The following is a 16,284-nucleotide window of genomic DNA, read 5'->3' on the forward strand; positions in this document are numbered from 1 at the left end:
CATCGCGACCGACCACGCTAGGCAAAACGTGGAGGCGCGCATGCGGTACGCCATCGTCACCGAGACCTATCCGCCCGAAGTCAACGGCGTCGCCCTGACCGTCCGCGCCCTGGAGCGCGGGCTGCGCGCGCGCGGGCACCAGGTGCGGGTGGTGCGTCCGCTGCTGGCGGCCGACGAAGAGGCGGTGGCCGAGGACGCGGACACGGTGTTCGTCCGCGGCGCGGCGCTGCCGCGCTATCCAGGCCTGCGCTTCGGCCTTCCCGCCGGGCGCCGGCTGCGCGCCTGCTTCGATGCGTTCACGCCGGATGCGATCTATGTGGCCACGGAAGGCCCCCTGGGCTGGTCGGCCCTGCGCGCGGCAAGGGCCATGGGGATTCCCGCGGCCACCGGCTTCCACACCCGCTTTGATCGCTACATGCGCGACTACGCGCTGCCATCCATGGAGAAACTCGCGCTGGGGTGGATGCGCAGCTTCCATAACCGAGGCCAGGCCACGCTGGTCCCGACCCGCCAGCTGCAGGACGAGTTGCAGTCGGCCGGCTTTGCCAATGTGGTGCGACTGGCCCGCGCGGTGGATACGCAACATTTCGATCCGACGCACCGCGACGCGGTGCTGCGTGCGCACTGGTGCGCCGGCGATGGACCGGTGGTAATGCATGTGGGGCGCATCGCCGCGGAGAAGAACCTGGACCTGCTGGTGCGCGCCTTCCGTGCGTTGCAGCAGCAGTGCCCGGGCGCGCGTCTGGTGTGGGTGGGCGACGGGCCGCAGCGCGCGGCCCTGGCCGCGGCCCATCCGGACTTCATCTTCTGCGGCGTGCAGCGTGGCGCCGCACTGGCGCGGCATTTCGCCAGCGCCGACCTGTTCCTGTTTCCCAGCCTCAGCGAGACCTTCGGCAACGTGACCCTGGAGGCCATGGCCAGCGGGGTGCCGACGGTGGCCTTCGACTATGGCGCGGCCCGCGAGCACCTGCAGGACGGGGTCCACGGCGCGCTGGCGAGCGACGAGCCGGGCTTCATCGCCTCGGCCGTGGCCTTGGGCTCGGATCCAGTCATGCGCGCGCGTATGGCCCAGGCCGCGCGCCAGGCCGTGCTGCACTTGCATCCGGCCCAGGTCGCCGCCGACTTCGACCAGATCCTCCACCACCTCGCCGACCAGGCCGGGAGACCCCATGCGCATGTCGCGACCGCGTGAGCTGATCCATTGGCACGACGCAGGCTGGTGCCTGCGCACCAATCGCTGGTGCGAGAAGGACCTGGTGCGCCGCTACTTCGCCTGCGTCAGCCGGCTGGGCGATGGCGTGTTCTGGTATGCGCTGATGGCGGTGCTGGTGCTGGCCGATGGCGAGGACGGCGCCCTCGCCGCCGCGCACATGGCGCTGATCGGCGCGGTCGCCCTGCTGCTCTACAAGGGGCTCAAGCGCTGGACCCGGCGTCCACGTCCATTCGCCGCCGACGGCCGCATCCGCGCCTGGGTGGCGCCGCTGGATGAATTCAGTTTTCCCTCCGGCCATACGCTGCATGCGGTGTCCTTCACCATCGTCGCGCTGGCGCACTACCCGATGCTGGCCTTCGCGCTGATTCCCTTCGCCGCCAGCGTCGCCACCTCGCGCGTGGTGCTCGGCCTGCACTACCCCAGCGACGTGCTGGCCGCCACCGGCATCGCCACGCTGCTGGCGGGCAGCTCGCTGTACCTGTTGCCTGCGGTGCTGATGGTGGGTTGAGCTGGCGCGGTGCGACGCCGGCGTTGTCCGGGGCGTGGCGATGGTGGATGGAAGAGCGCCATCCACCCTACGGAGGGTGGAGAACGCGAAGCTTGTCTACCGTGGCGCTGTGGAGGCATGGCTGACTCGCCCCGCGCTCACGTTGTCCGGGGCGTGGCGATGGTGGATGGAAGAGCGCCATCCACCCTACGTAGGGTGGACAACGCGGAGCTTGTCCACCGTGGCGCTGTGGAGGCCTGGCTGACTCGCCCCGCGCTCACGTTGTCCGGGGCGTGGCGATGGTGGATGGAAGAGCGCCATCCACCCTACGTGGGGTGGACAACGCGAAGCTTGTCCACCACGGCGCTCGCGGTGGGAGTGGCACCCGCTGCCCTTACGTCGTTCGCCGCGCGGCGATGGTGGATGGAAGAGCGCCATCCACCCTCCGGGGGGTGGGCGCGGGGCTTGACCACCAACTGGTGCGGCGATGCACGCGCGCGGTCGCGCTGTTTACTCCTTCAGCAGCGGCTTGCGCGGCAGCTTCTCTTCGCGCATGGCGGCGTTGTAGGCGAAGGAGGCGATGACGGCCGCGGCCTGCTTCAGGTCTTCCGGCATGGCGTGGTCGTAGGTGTCCAGGTCGCTGTGATGGACATTGGTGCTGTAGTCCAGGCGGTCCTGCACGAACTGGAACCCCGGCAGGCCGACGCGATCGAAGGAGATGTGATCGGTGCTGCCGGTATTGCGACTGGTGACGATGGTGGCGCCCAGGTCGTTGAACGGGGCCAGCCAGCTTTCGAAGATCGGCATCACCGCGCTGTTTTCCTGGGCATAGATGCCGCGGATGCGGCCCGAGCCGTTGTCCAGGTTGAAGTAGGCGGCGAACTTGCCGTACTCCTTGGTGCGCTGCAGCTCGCCGGTGGGCTCGCGGAAGTAGGCCGGCAGCTTCTTCTGCTCAGGATCGGTCGGCTCGGGATAGGCGGCCAAGTGCTGCTTGACATACTCGCCCGAGCCGATCAGGCCCTGCTCCTCCCCGCTCCACAAGGCCACGCGGATGGTCCGCTTGGGCTTGGCGCCGACGGCCTTGAGGATACGGATGGCCTCCATCATCACCGCCACGCCCGCGCCGTTGTCCGAAGCGCCGGTGCCGGCATGCCAGGAGTCCATGTGCGCACCCAGCATCACCACCTCCTCGGCCTTGCCGCTGCCGGGCAGCTCGGCGATGGTGTTGTAGCCGGGGTCGTTGCTCTGGCTGGTGAAGTCGGCATCGGAGTTCAGGCGCAGGCGCACGGTCTCCTTGCGCTGCAGGGCGCGCACCAGCGGATTGTAGTGCTCGGCGGCCACGGCCAGTTCCGGCACGCCCACCGACTCGCCGGCCCGGCGCGAACCGCCACCACCCACGCGCAGGATGCCGTTGTCCCAGCCGCTGATGCTCAGCGCGGCCAGCGCACCCTCTTCCACCAGGAACTTGTTTTGCGCGGCGGTCATTTCCTGGCGCTCGCGGTAGTCCTTGAGCCGCTTGGCCTTGTCTTCCGGCTTGACGTCCTTGGGCACGCTGAAGGACAGCAGCTCGGTCAGGCCGGCCTCGTCGTAGCGCTGGGTGTCCGGCTCGGTGCCGGGCTTGTACTCGCGCGCCTCGCTCAGCAGCACGATCTTGCCGCGCAGCTGGCCCTTATACTTGTCCAGGTCCTTGGGCGTCTTGGCGCTGACCAGGATGGCCTCGCCTTCCACCGGCCCCTGGGTGCCTGGCGTCCAGGCCTTGGGCACGGCGTGCAGCGGCTGTGCGCGCGGGGACAGCAGTTCCAGGCTGGCGCTGCGGAACTCCCAGCCGCGGCCGAAGTCATCGAAGGCCTCGTCGTGCACATTGGCCAGGCCCCAGTCCTTGAACTGCTGGCGGGTCCAGGCGTTGGCCTTGGCCATGTTGGGCGAGTTGGTCAGGCGCGGGCCGATCTGCTCGGTCAGGTGCTGCAGGGTCTGGGAGACCTGCGAGTGGTGGAAGGCTTCCTGCCGGATCTTGCCGACCATCTCCATGTCCACCTGCTCGGCTGCCTGCGCCTGGGACAGGCCCATGCTCAGCAAGCCGGCGGCCGCCATGGCCCGGAACAACACACGCTTACGCATTGCCCTCATCGATGCACTTCCCCGTTGCGACGAAACCATCGAGTCTAGGCGCGCGAAGGCCGCGACCGGCCGTGCCATCGGTCATGGCCAGGGCCGGCATGATTCATTCCAGCGAGGTCACCACCGCCGCGCGCAGGGCCTGCACCTGCTGGCCGCGCCAGTCGCGGTCATTGGCCACCTGCGCCTGGGCGCGGCTGGCAGCTAGCGCATCGAAATCCAGCTCGGCCATGGCCCAAAGCTGGTCGCCCTCGGTCTGCGCCAGCACGCCATCGGCCGGCAGGCCGACATCCATCGGCGCCAGCAGTGCCGCCTGGCCAGTGTTGACGTCCAGCGCCGGGCTCCAGGGGGCCAGGCCGGCGGTGACCGACTGGGCCACGAACATCCGGTTCTCCAGCGCACGCGCCAGGCAGCCGATGCGCACGCGCGTGGCCCCGGCCTCGGTATCGGTGCAGCTGGGCACCAGCAGCAGGCGCGCGCCGGCTTCCTGCTGGGCGCGTACCGGCAGCGGAAACTCGCTGTCGTAGCAGATGGCCACCCCGGCGCGGATGCCGTCGGCCTCGAACACCTTCAGTGCATCGCCGCCCTCGATCAGGCCGGTGGCCTTCTCAAAGCCGGTCAGCTGCAGCTTGTCCTGCCAGACATGCGCCCCCTGCGGGGTGAACCAGTCGCTGCGGTTGCGATAGCGGCCGTTGTCCTGCCGCAGCAGGAAGCTGCCGGCGATGATGTGCAGCTTCTGCGCGCGCGCCAGTCGCTCGAACAGCGCCAGCCATTGCGGCCGCAAGGCCTGGGTGGCCTGCAGCGATTCGGGCAGGCCGGCGCTGATGGAGACCGGGAAGGTCGCGGCCAGCTCCAGCGACAGGTATTCCGGCAACACCGCCAGTTGCGCGCCGGCATCGGCGGCCTGTTGCAGGACCTGGGCGATGCGCTCGGCGAAGGCGTCGAAGTCCCGCGGCTGGCCAATGGGGTACTTGCAGGCGGCGACCTTCATGCTGCCTCCCAGTCGCGCAGCCAGAAGGTCAGCCAATGGCTCACCTCGCCCAGCCCCTGCTCGCGCCAGTCCAGCTGCATGGCCAGACCGTCCTGCCGGGCATAGCCGCGCTTGGTCCAGAACGTATCGTTGGCGCGGTAGCTCGGCGGGCAGCGCGGGTCTTCCGGCAGGCGGTCCACCGAGGCGAACGCGGTCCAGCGATAGCCCAGCCCGTGGGCATGGGCCTCGCGATGATCGAAGAAGGCATGGCCGATGCCGCGCCCCCGCCATTCCGGCAACAGCAGCGACTCGCCGAAATAGAACACCTGTGCCGGATCCATCCCCTGCGCGGCGAACGGCGCATGGAAGCTTTCGGCATCGTGCAGCAGCGGCAGGCCGGTGGCGGCGCCGACCACCTGGCCCTGCGCCATGGCCAGCACGAACAGGCTGTCGCGCGAGGCCGCGTAGGTGGACAGGTACTCGCGCTCGTAGGCGTCATCGCCTTCGTAGAGATAGGGCCAGTCGCGAAACACGGCCATGCGCAGCGCCGCGACATCCTCGAGCCAGGGCAGGATTTCCGGCCCGCGGAACAGGCCGATGGTGTGTGGGGCAGTCATACCCGAACTCTAACGCAAGGCCCGCGCCGGTTTCCGCCGGAACGGGCCTTGGAATCCCAGAGCGCGGTACGGTCCTCAGTCGCGCCAGAGGTAGAGCGCGACCGCCTGTGCCGGCACCACCACCAGCCAGGCGCGATCATCGCCACGCGTGGTGAAGTGCAGCGTTCCCAGCGGCGCAGGCGCCAGGATGCGACGCCAGGGCCGGTAGTGCCCCTGCTCGTCGGATCGCTCCGTGGTCTGCGCCCGGTCCAGCACCGATGCCGGATCGTGGCTCAGGCGCTGGCAGGTCTCCTTGCGCAGCAGGAACAGCAACGCTCCTGTCGAGGGCCGTCGCAGCGGCAGCAGCAGCGCGGCCAGGCTGGCCGGGGCCAGGAGCCGGGCCGACACCGTGCGCAGGGCCGCGGGCAGCACGCGTCGGGCGCGGACATGCAGTCCGCCAGGAAGCAGGTGAACCATCGACATCACCGCAGCGAGGCCGACAGGTCGTACCAATCGACCTTGCGGGTGATCCACATGACCGCGGCCAGGATGCCGAACAGCAGCAGCGAGCCCATCAGCAGCGCGTTGTCCTCCGAGACCAGCAGCGTGTAGAGCGCGCCATACAGCGCGGTCAGCGTGGCGGCAAAGCCAGCGGCACGCCACCAACTGCGCAGCACGCCGGACAGATACACCAGCTGCAGGCCGATGCAGGCGATGCTGGACACCAGGTAGGCCTTCCAGAACACGATGTGCTCGGACAGGCCGATCAGCAGCAGGAAGAAGATCGCCAGGGCCAGGCCGACCAGCAGGTATTGCAGGGGATGGATCGGCAGGCGCTTGATCAGCTCGAACAGGGCGAAGCCGACGAAGGTCAGCACCACGAACAGGATGCCGTACTTGCTGGCGCGATCGGCCTGGGTATAGACATCGACCGGATCGACCAGGCTGACCTGCAGGGTCTCCGGCGCCTGGCGCTCCTCCAGCAGCTTGCGCTGGGCATCGCTGGCCAGCGAGGACACCGACCAGCTGGCGTTGAAGCCATCGGCGGCGACCTGGCGCGTGGCCGGCAGGAAGCTGCCGCTGAAGGAGGGATGCGGCCAGGCCGATTGCAGCGAGATCCGGTTGTCGTCGGCGATCGGCGCGATGGACAGGGCCTGCGTGCCGTCCAGCGAGAAGCGCAGCGACACGGTCTTCAGCGCGGGCAGATGGCCCGGCGCCGCCTCGGGCGCGGGGCTGGGCAGCAGCGCGTGCACGCCCTGGGAAATGCTGGCGAAGGCCTTGCTGCCGGGACGCAGCGCCTGGGCCTTGCCGTCCACTTCCAGGCTCGGCATCTCGGCCAGGCCGCGCACGTCGCGCACGCCGATCACCAGATACGGCTGGCCATGATGACGCTCGGGCACCAGGTCATAGTCGAGCGGGGCGAACTCGGCCTGCACGGTGCTCTGCCACTGATAGACCGGTACGCGGAACAGGCCGATGCGGCGCTCGCTCGGCACCAGCCTGCCGGCGATCGCCAGGCGCCTGGGCGCCTGCAGCTCGTAGCCTTCGACCGTGCGGCGCTGGCGCTGCGCCTTGCCATCGCTGTCGGTCGTGGTGATCTCTTCGACCTGCGTCCACGGCACCACGCGCACCGGCCCGATGAAGGTCTGCGCGCCGGCCTTGCTTTCCGAAACACGCTGCACGGCCATGTCGCGGTAGGACTGCCGCTCCTGGATGACCCCGCGCACCAGGGTCAGCGGAACCAGCAGCAACAGCACCAGGGCGCCGACCGTGGCGCAGCGCAATAGCAGACGGAAGGATTTCATCGACAGGGGCCCGATCAGGAAGGTGGGCATAGCCTGTGCGCGCTAGGTGGGCTGGGTTTGTGGCGAATTTGAAGCGAATGTGAAGTCAGGACCCCGACACCGCGGTCAGCCCGGACCAGCGCCTGCGATCCCCATGGCGGGCGACTAAGAACCTTCCCTCGTGCGCGGGCGGCTTGCGCATCTGGACGGCTCCAGCGCGGTCGCCTGTCGCGCCGTGGCCGAACGCTCAGCCGGCCGGCAGCTGCAGTTGGGCGACCGCACCGACTGTCGCGCCGTTGACCAGGGTGACGCTGCCGCCGTGCAGGCGCGCGACCTCGCGCACGAACGGCAGCCCCAGCCCGGAGCTGCGCGCGCCGGTGGCCGGCCGCGGCAGCGAGTAGAAGCGTTCGAACACCCGCTCGCCGGCGTAGTCCGGAATGCCCGGGCCCTGATCGGTCACGCTGATGGTCACGGCCCTGTCGCCCGCCTCGGCGACGACCTGCACGCAGGCGCCCTCCGGGGAGAAGCCCACCGCGTTGTCCAGCAGGTTGCCCAGCGCCTGTCGCAGCAGGAAGGCATCGCCCTCCACCGCCGGCGCGTCGTGTGGTGCCTGCACCTGCACGGTGACCCGGCGCGCAAGGGCGGTGGCCGAGATGTCGTTGGCGCACTGCGCCAGCAGCTGGCCCACGTCCACGCGCTGGCGGTGCTGCAGCCAGCCGTGCTGTTCCACCTCCGCCAGGGCCAACAGCTTGTCGATGGTGGCGGTCAGGCGCGCTTCCTGCGCCTGGATGTTGCGGGCGAAGCGCTCGCGCTCGGCCTGCGGCAGCGGCTCCTGCAGCAGCTCGGCCGCGCCGCGGATCGCCGCCAGCGGGCTTTTCATCTCGTGCGTCAGCGACTGCACGTACTGCTCCACGTAAGCCTTGCCCTCCAGCTTGCGACGCATGGTTTCCAGCGCCTGGCCCAGGTCGCCGATCTCGTCGCGGCGCGGCCTGGGCGGCGCCACCGGCTGGCCCGCGCTGACCGCCTTGGCATAGCGGTTGAGCCCCCCGATGCCGCGGATCAGCCAGGCGCTCATCGCCAGCCCGATCAGCGCCGACAGGCCGATCAGCCAGCCTCCGCGCTGCAGGATGTTGCGCTGGCTGGCCACGATGAAGGGCTCCAGGGCGCGATTGGGCTGGGCGACGGTGAGCACCCCGATCAGCCGCTGGCCGTCGCTGATCGGCGCGGCCACGTGCATGACGGTGTTGATGGTGTCGCCGGGCGCCTCCGGGCTGGAGCGCGCGCCGTATTCCCCGCGCAAGGTGCGGTAGACATCGTTCCAGCGCGAGTTGTCGCGGCCCAGGTCGCGTCCCTGCGAGTCGTAGACCACCACGCCCCGCGCATCGGTGATGGTCACCCGGTAGTCCAGCGTGCGCTTGATGAAGCCGGAGACGTTGGCGTCCAGGTCGCGCCGCCGCGCCTGGGCCATGTGCTGGGCGAAATCGCCGCGCGCGATGACGCCATGCTTGAGGTCATCGGCCGCCATCACCGCCAGCATGTTGGCCGTTTCCACCAGGGTCGATTCCATGGCCTGGCGCACGCCGGGCTTGACCTCGTTGACGAACACGCGCATCACGAAGAACGCGGCCAGGCCGACGATCAGGAAGAACGCCAGGAACAGGCGCAGGCCGAGGCGCATCAGGGCATCTCCGGGCTTCTGACGCGGCGCGCGGCCCCGCCAGGGACGTGCTCGGCCAGCGAGCCAGGGCACGTCCGGCGCTGCGACGGGCCAAGCATCCTCACAGGTCCAGGGAGTAGCCGATGCCGCGGTGGGTGCGGATCGGGTCGGCCTGCGCACCGGCGCTGCGCAACTTGGCGCGCAGGGTCTTGATGTGGGTGTCGATGGTGCGGTCGGCGCTGTCGGCGGCCGGGTCCCAGCCGTGGTCCATCAGCTGGGCGCGGCTGAGGATGGCGCCGGGGCGCGCCAGCAGCGCGTCGAGCACGGCGAACTCGTAGCGGGTCAGGTCCAGCAACTGGCCGGCGTAACGGATGCGATGGCTCTGGCGGTCCACCGCGAAGGGGCCGTGCTGCGCCGGCGCCGGCGTGGCGGCCGCGCGGCGCAGGCGCGCCCGCACCCGCGCCACCAGTTCGCGCGGGGAGAAGGGCTTGGCCACGTAGTCGTCCGCGCCCAGCTCCAGCCCCAGCACCCGGTCCACCTCGTCGCTGCGCGCGGTGAGGAAGATCACCGGTACCTGGCTGAAGCCGCGCAGCTGCCGGCACACATCGAAGCCGGTGATGTCCGGCAAGCCCACATCCAGCACCAGCACGTCCACCCCGCCGCGGCCGATGCGGGCCAGCGCATCGCGTCCCAGGGCCACGTGTTCGGCTTGCAGGCCCTCGCTGCGCAAGGCGTACAGCACGGTATCGGCGATGGCCGATTCGTCCTCGGCAAGCAGAATGGTCGGCATGGCGCGCAGCATATCCGTATCCTTCACCGCCATGAATTACCGACACGGCTTCCATGCCGGCAACCACGCCGATGTCCTCAAGCACGTCATCGTGCTGATGCTGCTGGAGGCGCTCAAGGCCAAACCCAGCCCGTTCTTCGTGCTCGACACCCACGCCGGCCGCGGCCGCTACCTGCTGGGGGGCGAGCAGAGCCAACGCACCGGCGAGGCCGCCACCGGCATCCTGCGCCTGGCCGCGCACAAGGGCCTGCCGGCGCCGTTGAAGGCCTATTTGCAGGCGGTCAAAGCCGGCAACCCGGTCGATGCGCTGCTGGCCTACCCGGGCTCGCCAATGCTGGTGGCCCAGGCCCTGCGCGAGGGCGACCGCCTGGCCGCCTGCGAGCTGCAGGCCGAGGAAGCCCAGGCCTTGAAGGCGCTGTTCACCGGCGATGCCAAGGTGGCCGTGCACGCCCGCGACGGCTACGGTGCGATCAAGGCGCTGCTGCCGCCGCGCGTTGGCCAGGACAGGTTCGCCCGCGGCCTGGTGCTGATCGACCCACCCTACGAGGCGCAGCAGGACGAATACCCGCTGGTGCGCGATGCGGTCGCCGAGTGCCTGCAACGCTGGCCCGGGGCGATGGTGGCGGTGTGGTACCCGATCAAGCAGCGCCGCACCCTGCAGCCCTTCTATCGCCGGGTGGCCTCGCTGCCGGCCAAGGGCGTGCTGGCGGCCGAGCTGCTGGTGCACCCGGACGACTCCCCGCTGCGCTTGAACGGCAGCGGCATGTTGCTGTTCAACCCGCCCTGGCAGCTGGACCAGGCCCTGGCGCCGGTGCTGAAAGCCCTGGATGCGGCCCTGGGCGAGCCGGGCGCCAGCCACCTGCTCACCTGGCTGCGCCCGCCGGTGTGAGCCGCCCGCGCCGGCACGGCCGGCGTGAAGACCGCGTCCAGTGCGGCCAAAAGGAGCGTCGTATGATCGGACCGAACCGGGGCTGCTGTTCATCCAGCGGCCACGCCACTCGCGCAGCGTTCCGACCGAGGTCGAAGGGAGCATCGCAGTCGCATGAACAGTTCCAAGCGCCTGCCCCCGTGGCATGAACACTTCAGGCTATCCAACGGGCACGAGCTGCTGATCCGCCCGATCCGTCCGGAGGATGCAGAACCGCTGCGGGCCGGCTTCAGCCTGCTGGGCCCGGACGAGATCCGCCAGCGATTCCTCTATGCCGGCAACGAGTTGTCCGCCGAGATGGCCGCGCGCCTGTGCGCGCCTTCGCCGCAGAAGGAGTTCGCCCTGGTGGCCGCCGAGTCCCTGCCCCCGGGCGAGGCGCTGGTCGGTGCAGTGGCACGCGCGGCCATGGAGCCGGGCAGCAACCGGGCCGAGTTCACGGTGCTGATCAGCCGTTTCCTGGCCGGGCAGGGCCTGGGCCGCCACCTGATCGGCAGGCTGGTGAAGTGGGCGCGGCGGCGTGAGCTGGACCAGCTCTACGGCGATCTGCTGGAAACCAACCACCCGGCCCTGCAGCTGACCCAGTCCATGGGCTTTCGCATCGTGCCCGAGGACAGCCTGGACGGCCTGGTGCGCATCGTGCTGGATCTGTCCAAGGCCGCGCCGGAGGAGCCGGCCACGGTCGACCAGCCGGTCTGACCGCCATCGTGGGTGCGCGTCCGGTCCTGGGACCTGTACGCGTCGAAGGCCGCTTCACCTCGCTGGGCTAACATGCCCGGTTCATGAAAAGTTCTCCCGCTTCCGTCGTGCCGCTGCCCCGCAGCGGCCAGTCGCGCGCGTACTGGCGCGCCCCCGCCTCTCCGACTGCCCTGGCCTGGTTCCTGATCCAGGCCGCACGCGTGCACGATGCCCCGATCCTGGCGGTGGCGCGCGACAACCACGGCGCGCACCAGCTCGAATCGGACCTGCACACGCTGCTGGGCGAGGATGCCCAGCTGCCGGTGGTGCCGTTCCCGGACTGGGAAACCCTGCCCTACGATCGCTTCAGCCCGCACCCGGACATCGTCTCCCAGCGCCTGGCCGCCCTGCACCGGCTGCCTTCGCTCAAGCGCGGCATCGTCATCGTGCCGGTGCAGACGCTGATGCAGCGGCTGGCGCCGTTGAAGTACATCGTCGGCGGCAGCTTCGACCTTGCCGTCGGCCAGCGCCTGGACATGGACGCGGAAAAGCGCCGGCTGGAGCTGGCCGGCTACCGCAACGTGCCGCAGGTGCTGGACCCGGGCGATTTCGCCGTGCGCGGCGGGCTGCTGGACGTGTACCCGATGGGCGCGCGGCAGCCGCTGCGCATCGAGCTGTTCGATGAGGACATCGATTCGATCCGTGCCTTCGACCCGGAAAGCCAGCGCTCGCTGGACAAGCTGACCCAGGTCAAGCTGCTGCCGGGCCGCGAGGTGCCGCTGGACGAGCTGTCCATCGGCCGCGCCATGGACGCCCTGCGCACGCGCTACGACATCGACACCCGCCGCAGCAGCCTGTACCAGGATCTCAAGGCCGGGGTGGCGCCGGCCGGCATCGAGTACTACCTGCCCCTCTTCTACGATGCGACCGCCACGCTGTTCGACTACCTGGACCCGGCCACCCTGCCGCTGCTGGTGGATGGCAGCTACGAGGCCTCCGAGGCGTTCTGGGCGCAGACCGGCAACCGCTACGAGCAGCGCCGGCACGACGTGGAGCGCCCGCTGCTGCCGCCGGCCGAGCTGTACCTGGCCCCGGACAAGCTGCGCGAGCAGCTCAACCGTGGCAACCGCATCGAGCTGTGCAACCCCGGCCATGCCCGCCTGGAGGAAGCCAATGCCCTGGGCGAGGCACCGCTGCCGCCCTTGCCCATTGCCGCGCGCGACGTCGCGCCGGGCAAGGCGCTGAAGGATTTCCTGTCGCACTACCCCGGGCGCGTGCTGATCGCCGCAGACTCGGCCGGCCGCCGCGAGGCGCTGCTGGAGGTCCTGGCCGGCGCGGGGTTGAAGCCGCCGACGGTGGAGGGTTTTGGCCAGTTCCTGGAGGGCAAGGATGCTTTCGCCATCGCCGTGGCGCCGCTGGAGGACGGCTTTGCCGTGGACACGCCGCAGATCGCGGTGCTGACCGAGCGCCAGCTGTTCCCCGAGCGCGCCACCCAGCCGCATCGCCGCCGCGCCCGCGCCAAGGAGCCGGAGGCCATCATCCGCGACCTGGGCGAGCTGTCCGAAGGCGCGCCCATCGTCCACGAGGACCACGGCGTGGGCCGCTACCGCGGCCTGATGGTGCTGGAAGCCGGCGGCATGCCGGCCGAATACCTGGAGATCGAGTATGCCAAGGGCGACCGCCTGTACGTACCGGTCTCCCAGCTGCACCTGATCAGCCGCTATTCCGGCGCCTCGGTGGAAACCGCGCCGCTGCATTCGCTGGGCGGCGAGGCCTGGACCAAGGCCAAGCGCAAGGCCGCCGAGAAGGTCCGCGACGTGGCCGCCGAGCTGCTGGAGATCCAGGCGCGCCGGCATGCGCGCGTGGGCCTGGCGCTGGACGTGGACCGCGCGATGTACGAGCCGTTCGCGGCCGGCTTCCCGTTCGAGGAGACGCCAGACCAGCATGCGGCCATCGAGGCGGTGCTGCGCGACCTGGCCAGTTCGCTGCCGATGGACCGGGTGGTCTGCGGCGATGTTGGCTTCGGCAAGACCGAGGTCGCCGTGCGCGCGGCCTTCGCCGCGGCCAGCGCCGGCAAGCAGGTGGCGGTGCTGGTGCCGACCACGCTGCTGGCCGAGCAGCACTACCGCAACTTCCGCGACCGCTTCGCCGACTATCCGATGAAGGTCGAAGTGCTCTCGCGCTTCAAGTCGACCAAGGAGATCAAGGCCGAGCTGGCCAAATTGGCCGACGGGCAGCTGGACGTGATCGTGGGCACCCATCGGCTGCTGCAGGCCGATGTGAAGTTCAAGGACCTGGGCCTGGTGATCGTGGACGAGGAGCAGCGCTTCGGCGTGCGCCAGAAGGAAGCGCTCAAGGCGCTGCGCGCCGAGGTGCACCTGCTGACCCTGACCGCCACGCCGATCCCGCGCACGCTCAACATGGCCATGGCCGGCCTGCGCGACCTGTCCATCATCGCCACCCCGCCGGCCAACCGCATGGCGGTGCAGACCTTCATCACGCCCTGGGACGGGCCGCTGCTGCGCGAGGCCTTCCAGCGCGAGCTCTCCCGCGGCGGCCAGGTGTACTTCCTGCACAACGACGTGCAGACCATCCCGCAGATGCAGCGCGAGCTGCAGGCGCTGGTGCCGGAGGCGCGCATCGGCGTGGCCCACGGGCAGATGCCCGAGCGCGAGCTGGAACAGGTGATGCTGAGCTTCCAGAAGCAGCGCTTCAACGTGCTGCTGTGCTCGACGATCATCGAATCGGGCATCGACATCCCCAACGCCAACACCATCGTCATCAACCGCGCCGACAAGTTCGGCCTGGCCCAGCTGCACCAGCTGCGCGGCCGCGTCGGGCGCTCGCACCACCGCTCCTATGCCTATCTGGTGGTGCCGGAGAAGCGCGCGCTCACCCCCGATGCCGAACGCCGGCTGGAGGCGATCGCCTCGATGGACGAACTGGGCGCCGGCTTCATGCTGTCCACCCACGACCTGGAGATCCGCGGCGCTGGCGAGCTGCTGGGCGAGGACCAGAGCGGGCAGATGGCCGAGATCGGCTTCAGCCTGTACACCGAGCTGCTGGATCGCGCCGTGCGCTCGATCCGGCAGGGCAAGCTGCCGGACGTGGATGCCGGCGACGAGGCGCGCGGGGCGGAGATCGTGCTGCATGTGCCTGCGCTGATTCCGGAGGACTATCTGGGCGACGTGCACGCGCGCCTGACCCTGTACAAGCGCATCGCCAATGCGCGCGACGCCGGCGAGCTGCGCGAGCTGCAGGTGGAGATGATCGACCGCTTCGGCCTGCTGCCGGAGGCGGTGAAGAACCTGTTCGCCATCACCGAACTCAAGCTCACCGCCACCACCCTGGGCATCCGCAAGCTGGAGCTGGGCGAGAACGGCGGCCGGGTGGTGTTCGAGTCGCAGCCCAGCATCGACCCGATGGCCATCATCACCATGATCCAGAAGCAGCCCAAGCTCTACGCGATGGACGGCCCGGACAAGCTGAAGGTCAAGCTGCCGCTGCCGGAGGCGGTCGATCGCTTCAATGCGGCCAAGGGGCTGCTGATGGCGCTGTCGAAGGGATGAGCTCAAGGCGAGGAGTGAGCGCAGAGGAGTGAGGAGTGAGCAGAGCGACGGGACGGATCGACCCGACTCGCGCTGACTCGTTCCTCGTTCCTCTCCACTCGTTCCTCTCTCAGTCCTCTCCCTCCCCGCCACCATGGCGCAGCGCAGCATCGACCGCGCTGGCCCACCCCGGCCCGCGCCCCTACCATGGCGCCCACTCCCTCGCGACGGACCACGCGCACGATGCCCACGCCCCAGTTGTCGATGTACTTCTTCCTGCAGGCGGCGGTCATCCTGTTCGTGTGCCGCATGGTCGGCCTGCTGGCCAAGCGCATTGGTCAGCCGCAGGTGGTGGGCGAGATGATCGCCGGCGTGACCCTGGGACCTTCGCTGTTCGGCCTGCTGCTGCCGGGCACGCAGGCGGCGCTGTTCCCCAAGCAGACCCTGGACACGCTGTACGTGCTGGCGCAGTTCGGCGTGGGCTTCTACATGTTCCTGGTCGGCACGGGCTTCCGTGGCGACCATTTCCGCGCGCGCTATCGCAGCGCAATGAGCGTCTCGGTGGCCGGCATCGCCGTGCCGTTCGTGCTGGCCTTCGCGCTGATGCCCTGGCTGATCCATGTCCAGGGCCTGTTCTCGGCCAAGGCCAAGCCGTTCGAAGCCTCGCTGTTCCTGGGCGCGGCCATCGCCATCACCGCCTTCCCGATGCTGGCGCGCATCATCCACGAGCGCGGCCTGACCAATAGCTCGCTGGGCACGCTGGCCCTGACCGCTGGCGCCTTCGACGATGCGGCGGCCTGGTGCATCCTGGCCGTGGTGCTGGCCAGCTTCGGCGGCAGCTGGACCGGGGCGTGGCTGGCCATCGGTGGCGGCGTCCTGTTCGTGCTGTTCATGGCCTTTATCGGCCGTCGCCTGCTGGCCGGCCTGTCCAGGCATGTCAGCGAGGACAAGCCCCTGGGCATGGGGGTGGTGGCCACGGTGCTGGTGTGCTTCTGCCTGTGCGCCTTCGCCATGGACGTGATCGGCATCCATGCGGTATTCGGCGGCTTCATCCTCGGCGCCTGCCTGCCGCGCGGCGCGCTGACCGAGAAGCTGCGCGAGACCATGCAGCCGTTCGTGGTGGTGTTCCTGCTGCCGATGTTCTTCACCTATTCGGGCCTGAAGACCCAGCTGAACGTGCTGCTGCAGCCGGAGATCCTGCTGGCCGGCGTGGCGATCCTGGCCGCGTCCTTCCTGGGCAAGGGCGTGGCCTGCTGGGCGGCCGCGCGCGCCACTGGCGAGAACAACCGCGATGCCATGGCCATCGGCGCGCTGATGAACGCGCGCGGGCTGATGGAGCTGATCATCATCAACATCGGCCTGCAGGCCGGGGTCATCGAGCAGGGCCTGTTCTCGATCCTGGTGCTGATGGCCATCCTGTCCACGCTGATGGCCACGCCGGTCTTCAACTGGGTCATGCGCCGCGGCCCGCGCAGCCGCGGCGAGAACCTGCAGCTGTTCGAGCAGTCCTGAAGCCCGCCC

13 protein-coding genes are annotated in these 16,284 nt (G+C 69.7%); 6 read left to right on the forward strand and 7 right to left on the reverse strand.

The window, feature by feature from the left end; genetic code table 11:
* Positions 1 to 40: 40 nt before the first annotated feature.
* Both EPA99_RS10825 and EPA99_RS10830 read left to right on the forward strand, forming a co-directional pair.
* On the forward strand, positions 41 to 1,192 hold the full coding sequence (locus tag EPA99_RS10825; RefSeq protein WP_129471239.1) for a glycosyltransferase family 4 protein: 1,152 nt from the start codon (positions 41 to 43) through the stop codon (positions 1,190 to 1,192).
* Positions 1,176 to 1,721 (forward strand): phosphatase PAP2 family protein, encoded by a 546-nt coding sequence (locus EPA99_RS10830; RefSeq protein ID WP_129471240.1) that lies wholly within the window; start codon positions 1,176 to 1,178, stop codon positions 1,719 to 1,721. The genes EPA99_RS10825 and EPA99_RS10830 overlap by 17 nt, the downstream gene beginning before the upstream one ends.
* A 489-nt stretch (positions 1,722 to 2,210) precedes the next feature.
* Here EPA99_RS10830 and EPA99_RS10835 read toward each other — a convergent pair whose 3' ends face one another.
* The 7 genes from EPA99_RS10835 to creB form a co-directional block, all read right to left on the reverse strand.
* Positions 2,211 to 3,791 carry a M20/M25/M40 family metallo-hydrolase gene (locus tag EPA99_RS10835; RefSeq protein WP_129471464.1) on the reverse strand — a complete coding sequence of 527 codons (1,581 nt, stop codon included), beginning with the start codon at positions 3,789 to 3,791 and terminating at the stop codon, positions 2,211 to 2,213.
* Between the two features lie 130 nt (positions 3,792 to 3,921).
* Entirely contained in the window at positions 3,922 to 4,806 is an 885-nt protein-coding gene (locus tag EPA99_RS10840) for a carbon-nitrogen hydrolase family protein (RefSeq protein WP_129471241.1), read from the reverse strand.
* On the reverse strand, positions 4,803 to 5,402 hold the full coding sequence (locus EPA99_RS10845; RefSeq protein ID WP_129471242.1) for a GNAT family N-acetyltransferase: 600 nt from the start codon (positions 5,400 to 5,402) through the stop codon (positions 4,803 to 4,805). The genes EPA99_RS10840 and EPA99_RS10845 overlap by 4 nt, the downstream gene beginning before the upstream one ends.
* A 75-nt stretch (positions 5,403 to 5,477) precedes the next feature.
* Entirely contained in the window at positions 5,478 to 5,858 is a 381-nt protein-coding gene (locus EPA99_RS10850) for a hypothetical protein (protein ID WP_129471243.1), read from the reverse strand.
* Between the two features lie 5 nt (positions 5,859 to 5,863).
* Entirely contained in the window at positions 5,864 to 7,186 is a 1,323-nt protein-coding gene (creD, locus tag EPA99_RS10855; protein ID WP_129471244.1) for a cell envelope integrity protein CreD, read from the reverse strand.
* A gap of 226 nt (positions 7,187 to 7,412) precedes the next feature.
* Positions 7,413 to 8,843, reverse strand: coding sequence for a two-component system sensor histidine kinase CreC (creC, locus tag EPA99_RS10860; protein ID WP_129471245.1), 1,431 nt, complete (start codon positions 8,841 to 8,843; stop codon positions 7,413 to 7,415).
* 100 nt (positions 8,844 to 8,943) lie between these two features.
* The gene (gene creB, locus EPA99_RS10865; RefSeq protein WP_129471246.1) at positions 8,944 to 9,624 is read right to left on the reverse strand and encodes a two-component system response regulator CreB; all 681 of its coding nucleotides are present in this window, start codon (positions 9,622 to 9,624) and stop codon (positions 8,944 to 8,946) included.
* 19 nt (positions 9,625 to 9,643) lie between these two features.
* Between creB and EPA99_RS10870 the strand changes: the two genes are divergently transcribed.
* The 4 genes from EPA99_RS10870 to EPA99_RS10885 all read left to right on the forward strand — a co-directional run bounded on the left by EPA99_RS10870 (position 9,644) and on the right by EPA99_RS10885 (position 16,275).
* On the forward strand, positions 9,644 to 10,501 hold the full coding sequence (locus tag EPA99_RS10870; RefSeq protein ID WP_129471247.1) for a 23S rRNA (adenine(2030)-N(6))-methyltransferase RlmJ: 858 nt from the start codon (positions 9,644 to 9,646) through the stop codon (positions 10,499 to 10,501).
* Positions 10,502 to 10,654: 153 nt separating this feature from the next.
* A complete protein-coding gene (locus tag EPA99_RS10875) occupies positions 10,655 to 11,236 on the forward strand; it encodes a GNAT family N-acetyltransferase (RefSeq protein WP_129471248.1) in 582 nt (193 codons plus the stop codon).
* A gap of 83 nt (positions 11,237 to 11,319) precedes the next feature.
* Positions 11,320 to 14,784, forward strand: a complete 3,465-nt coding sequence (gene mfd / locus EPA99_RS10880; protein WP_129471249.1) for a transcription-repair coupling factor — start codon at positions 11,320 to 11,322, stop codon at positions 14,782 to 14,784.
* Positions 14,785 to 15,006: 222 nt separating this feature from the next.
* Positions 15,007 to 16,275: a cation:proton antiporter gene (locus EPA99_RS10885; RefSeq protein WP_129471250.1), complete on the forward strand. Its 1,269-nt coding sequence runs from the start codon at positions 15,007 to 15,009 to the stop codon at positions 16,273 to 16,275.
* Positions 16,276 to 16,284: the final 9 nt, after the last annotated feature.

The sequence above is a fragment of the Pseudoxanthomonas composti genome (assembly GCF_004122095.1).
GTDB lineage: Bacteria > Pseudomonadota > Gammaproteobacteria > Xanthomonadales > Xanthomonadaceae > Pseudoxanthomonas_A > Pseudoxanthomonas_A composti.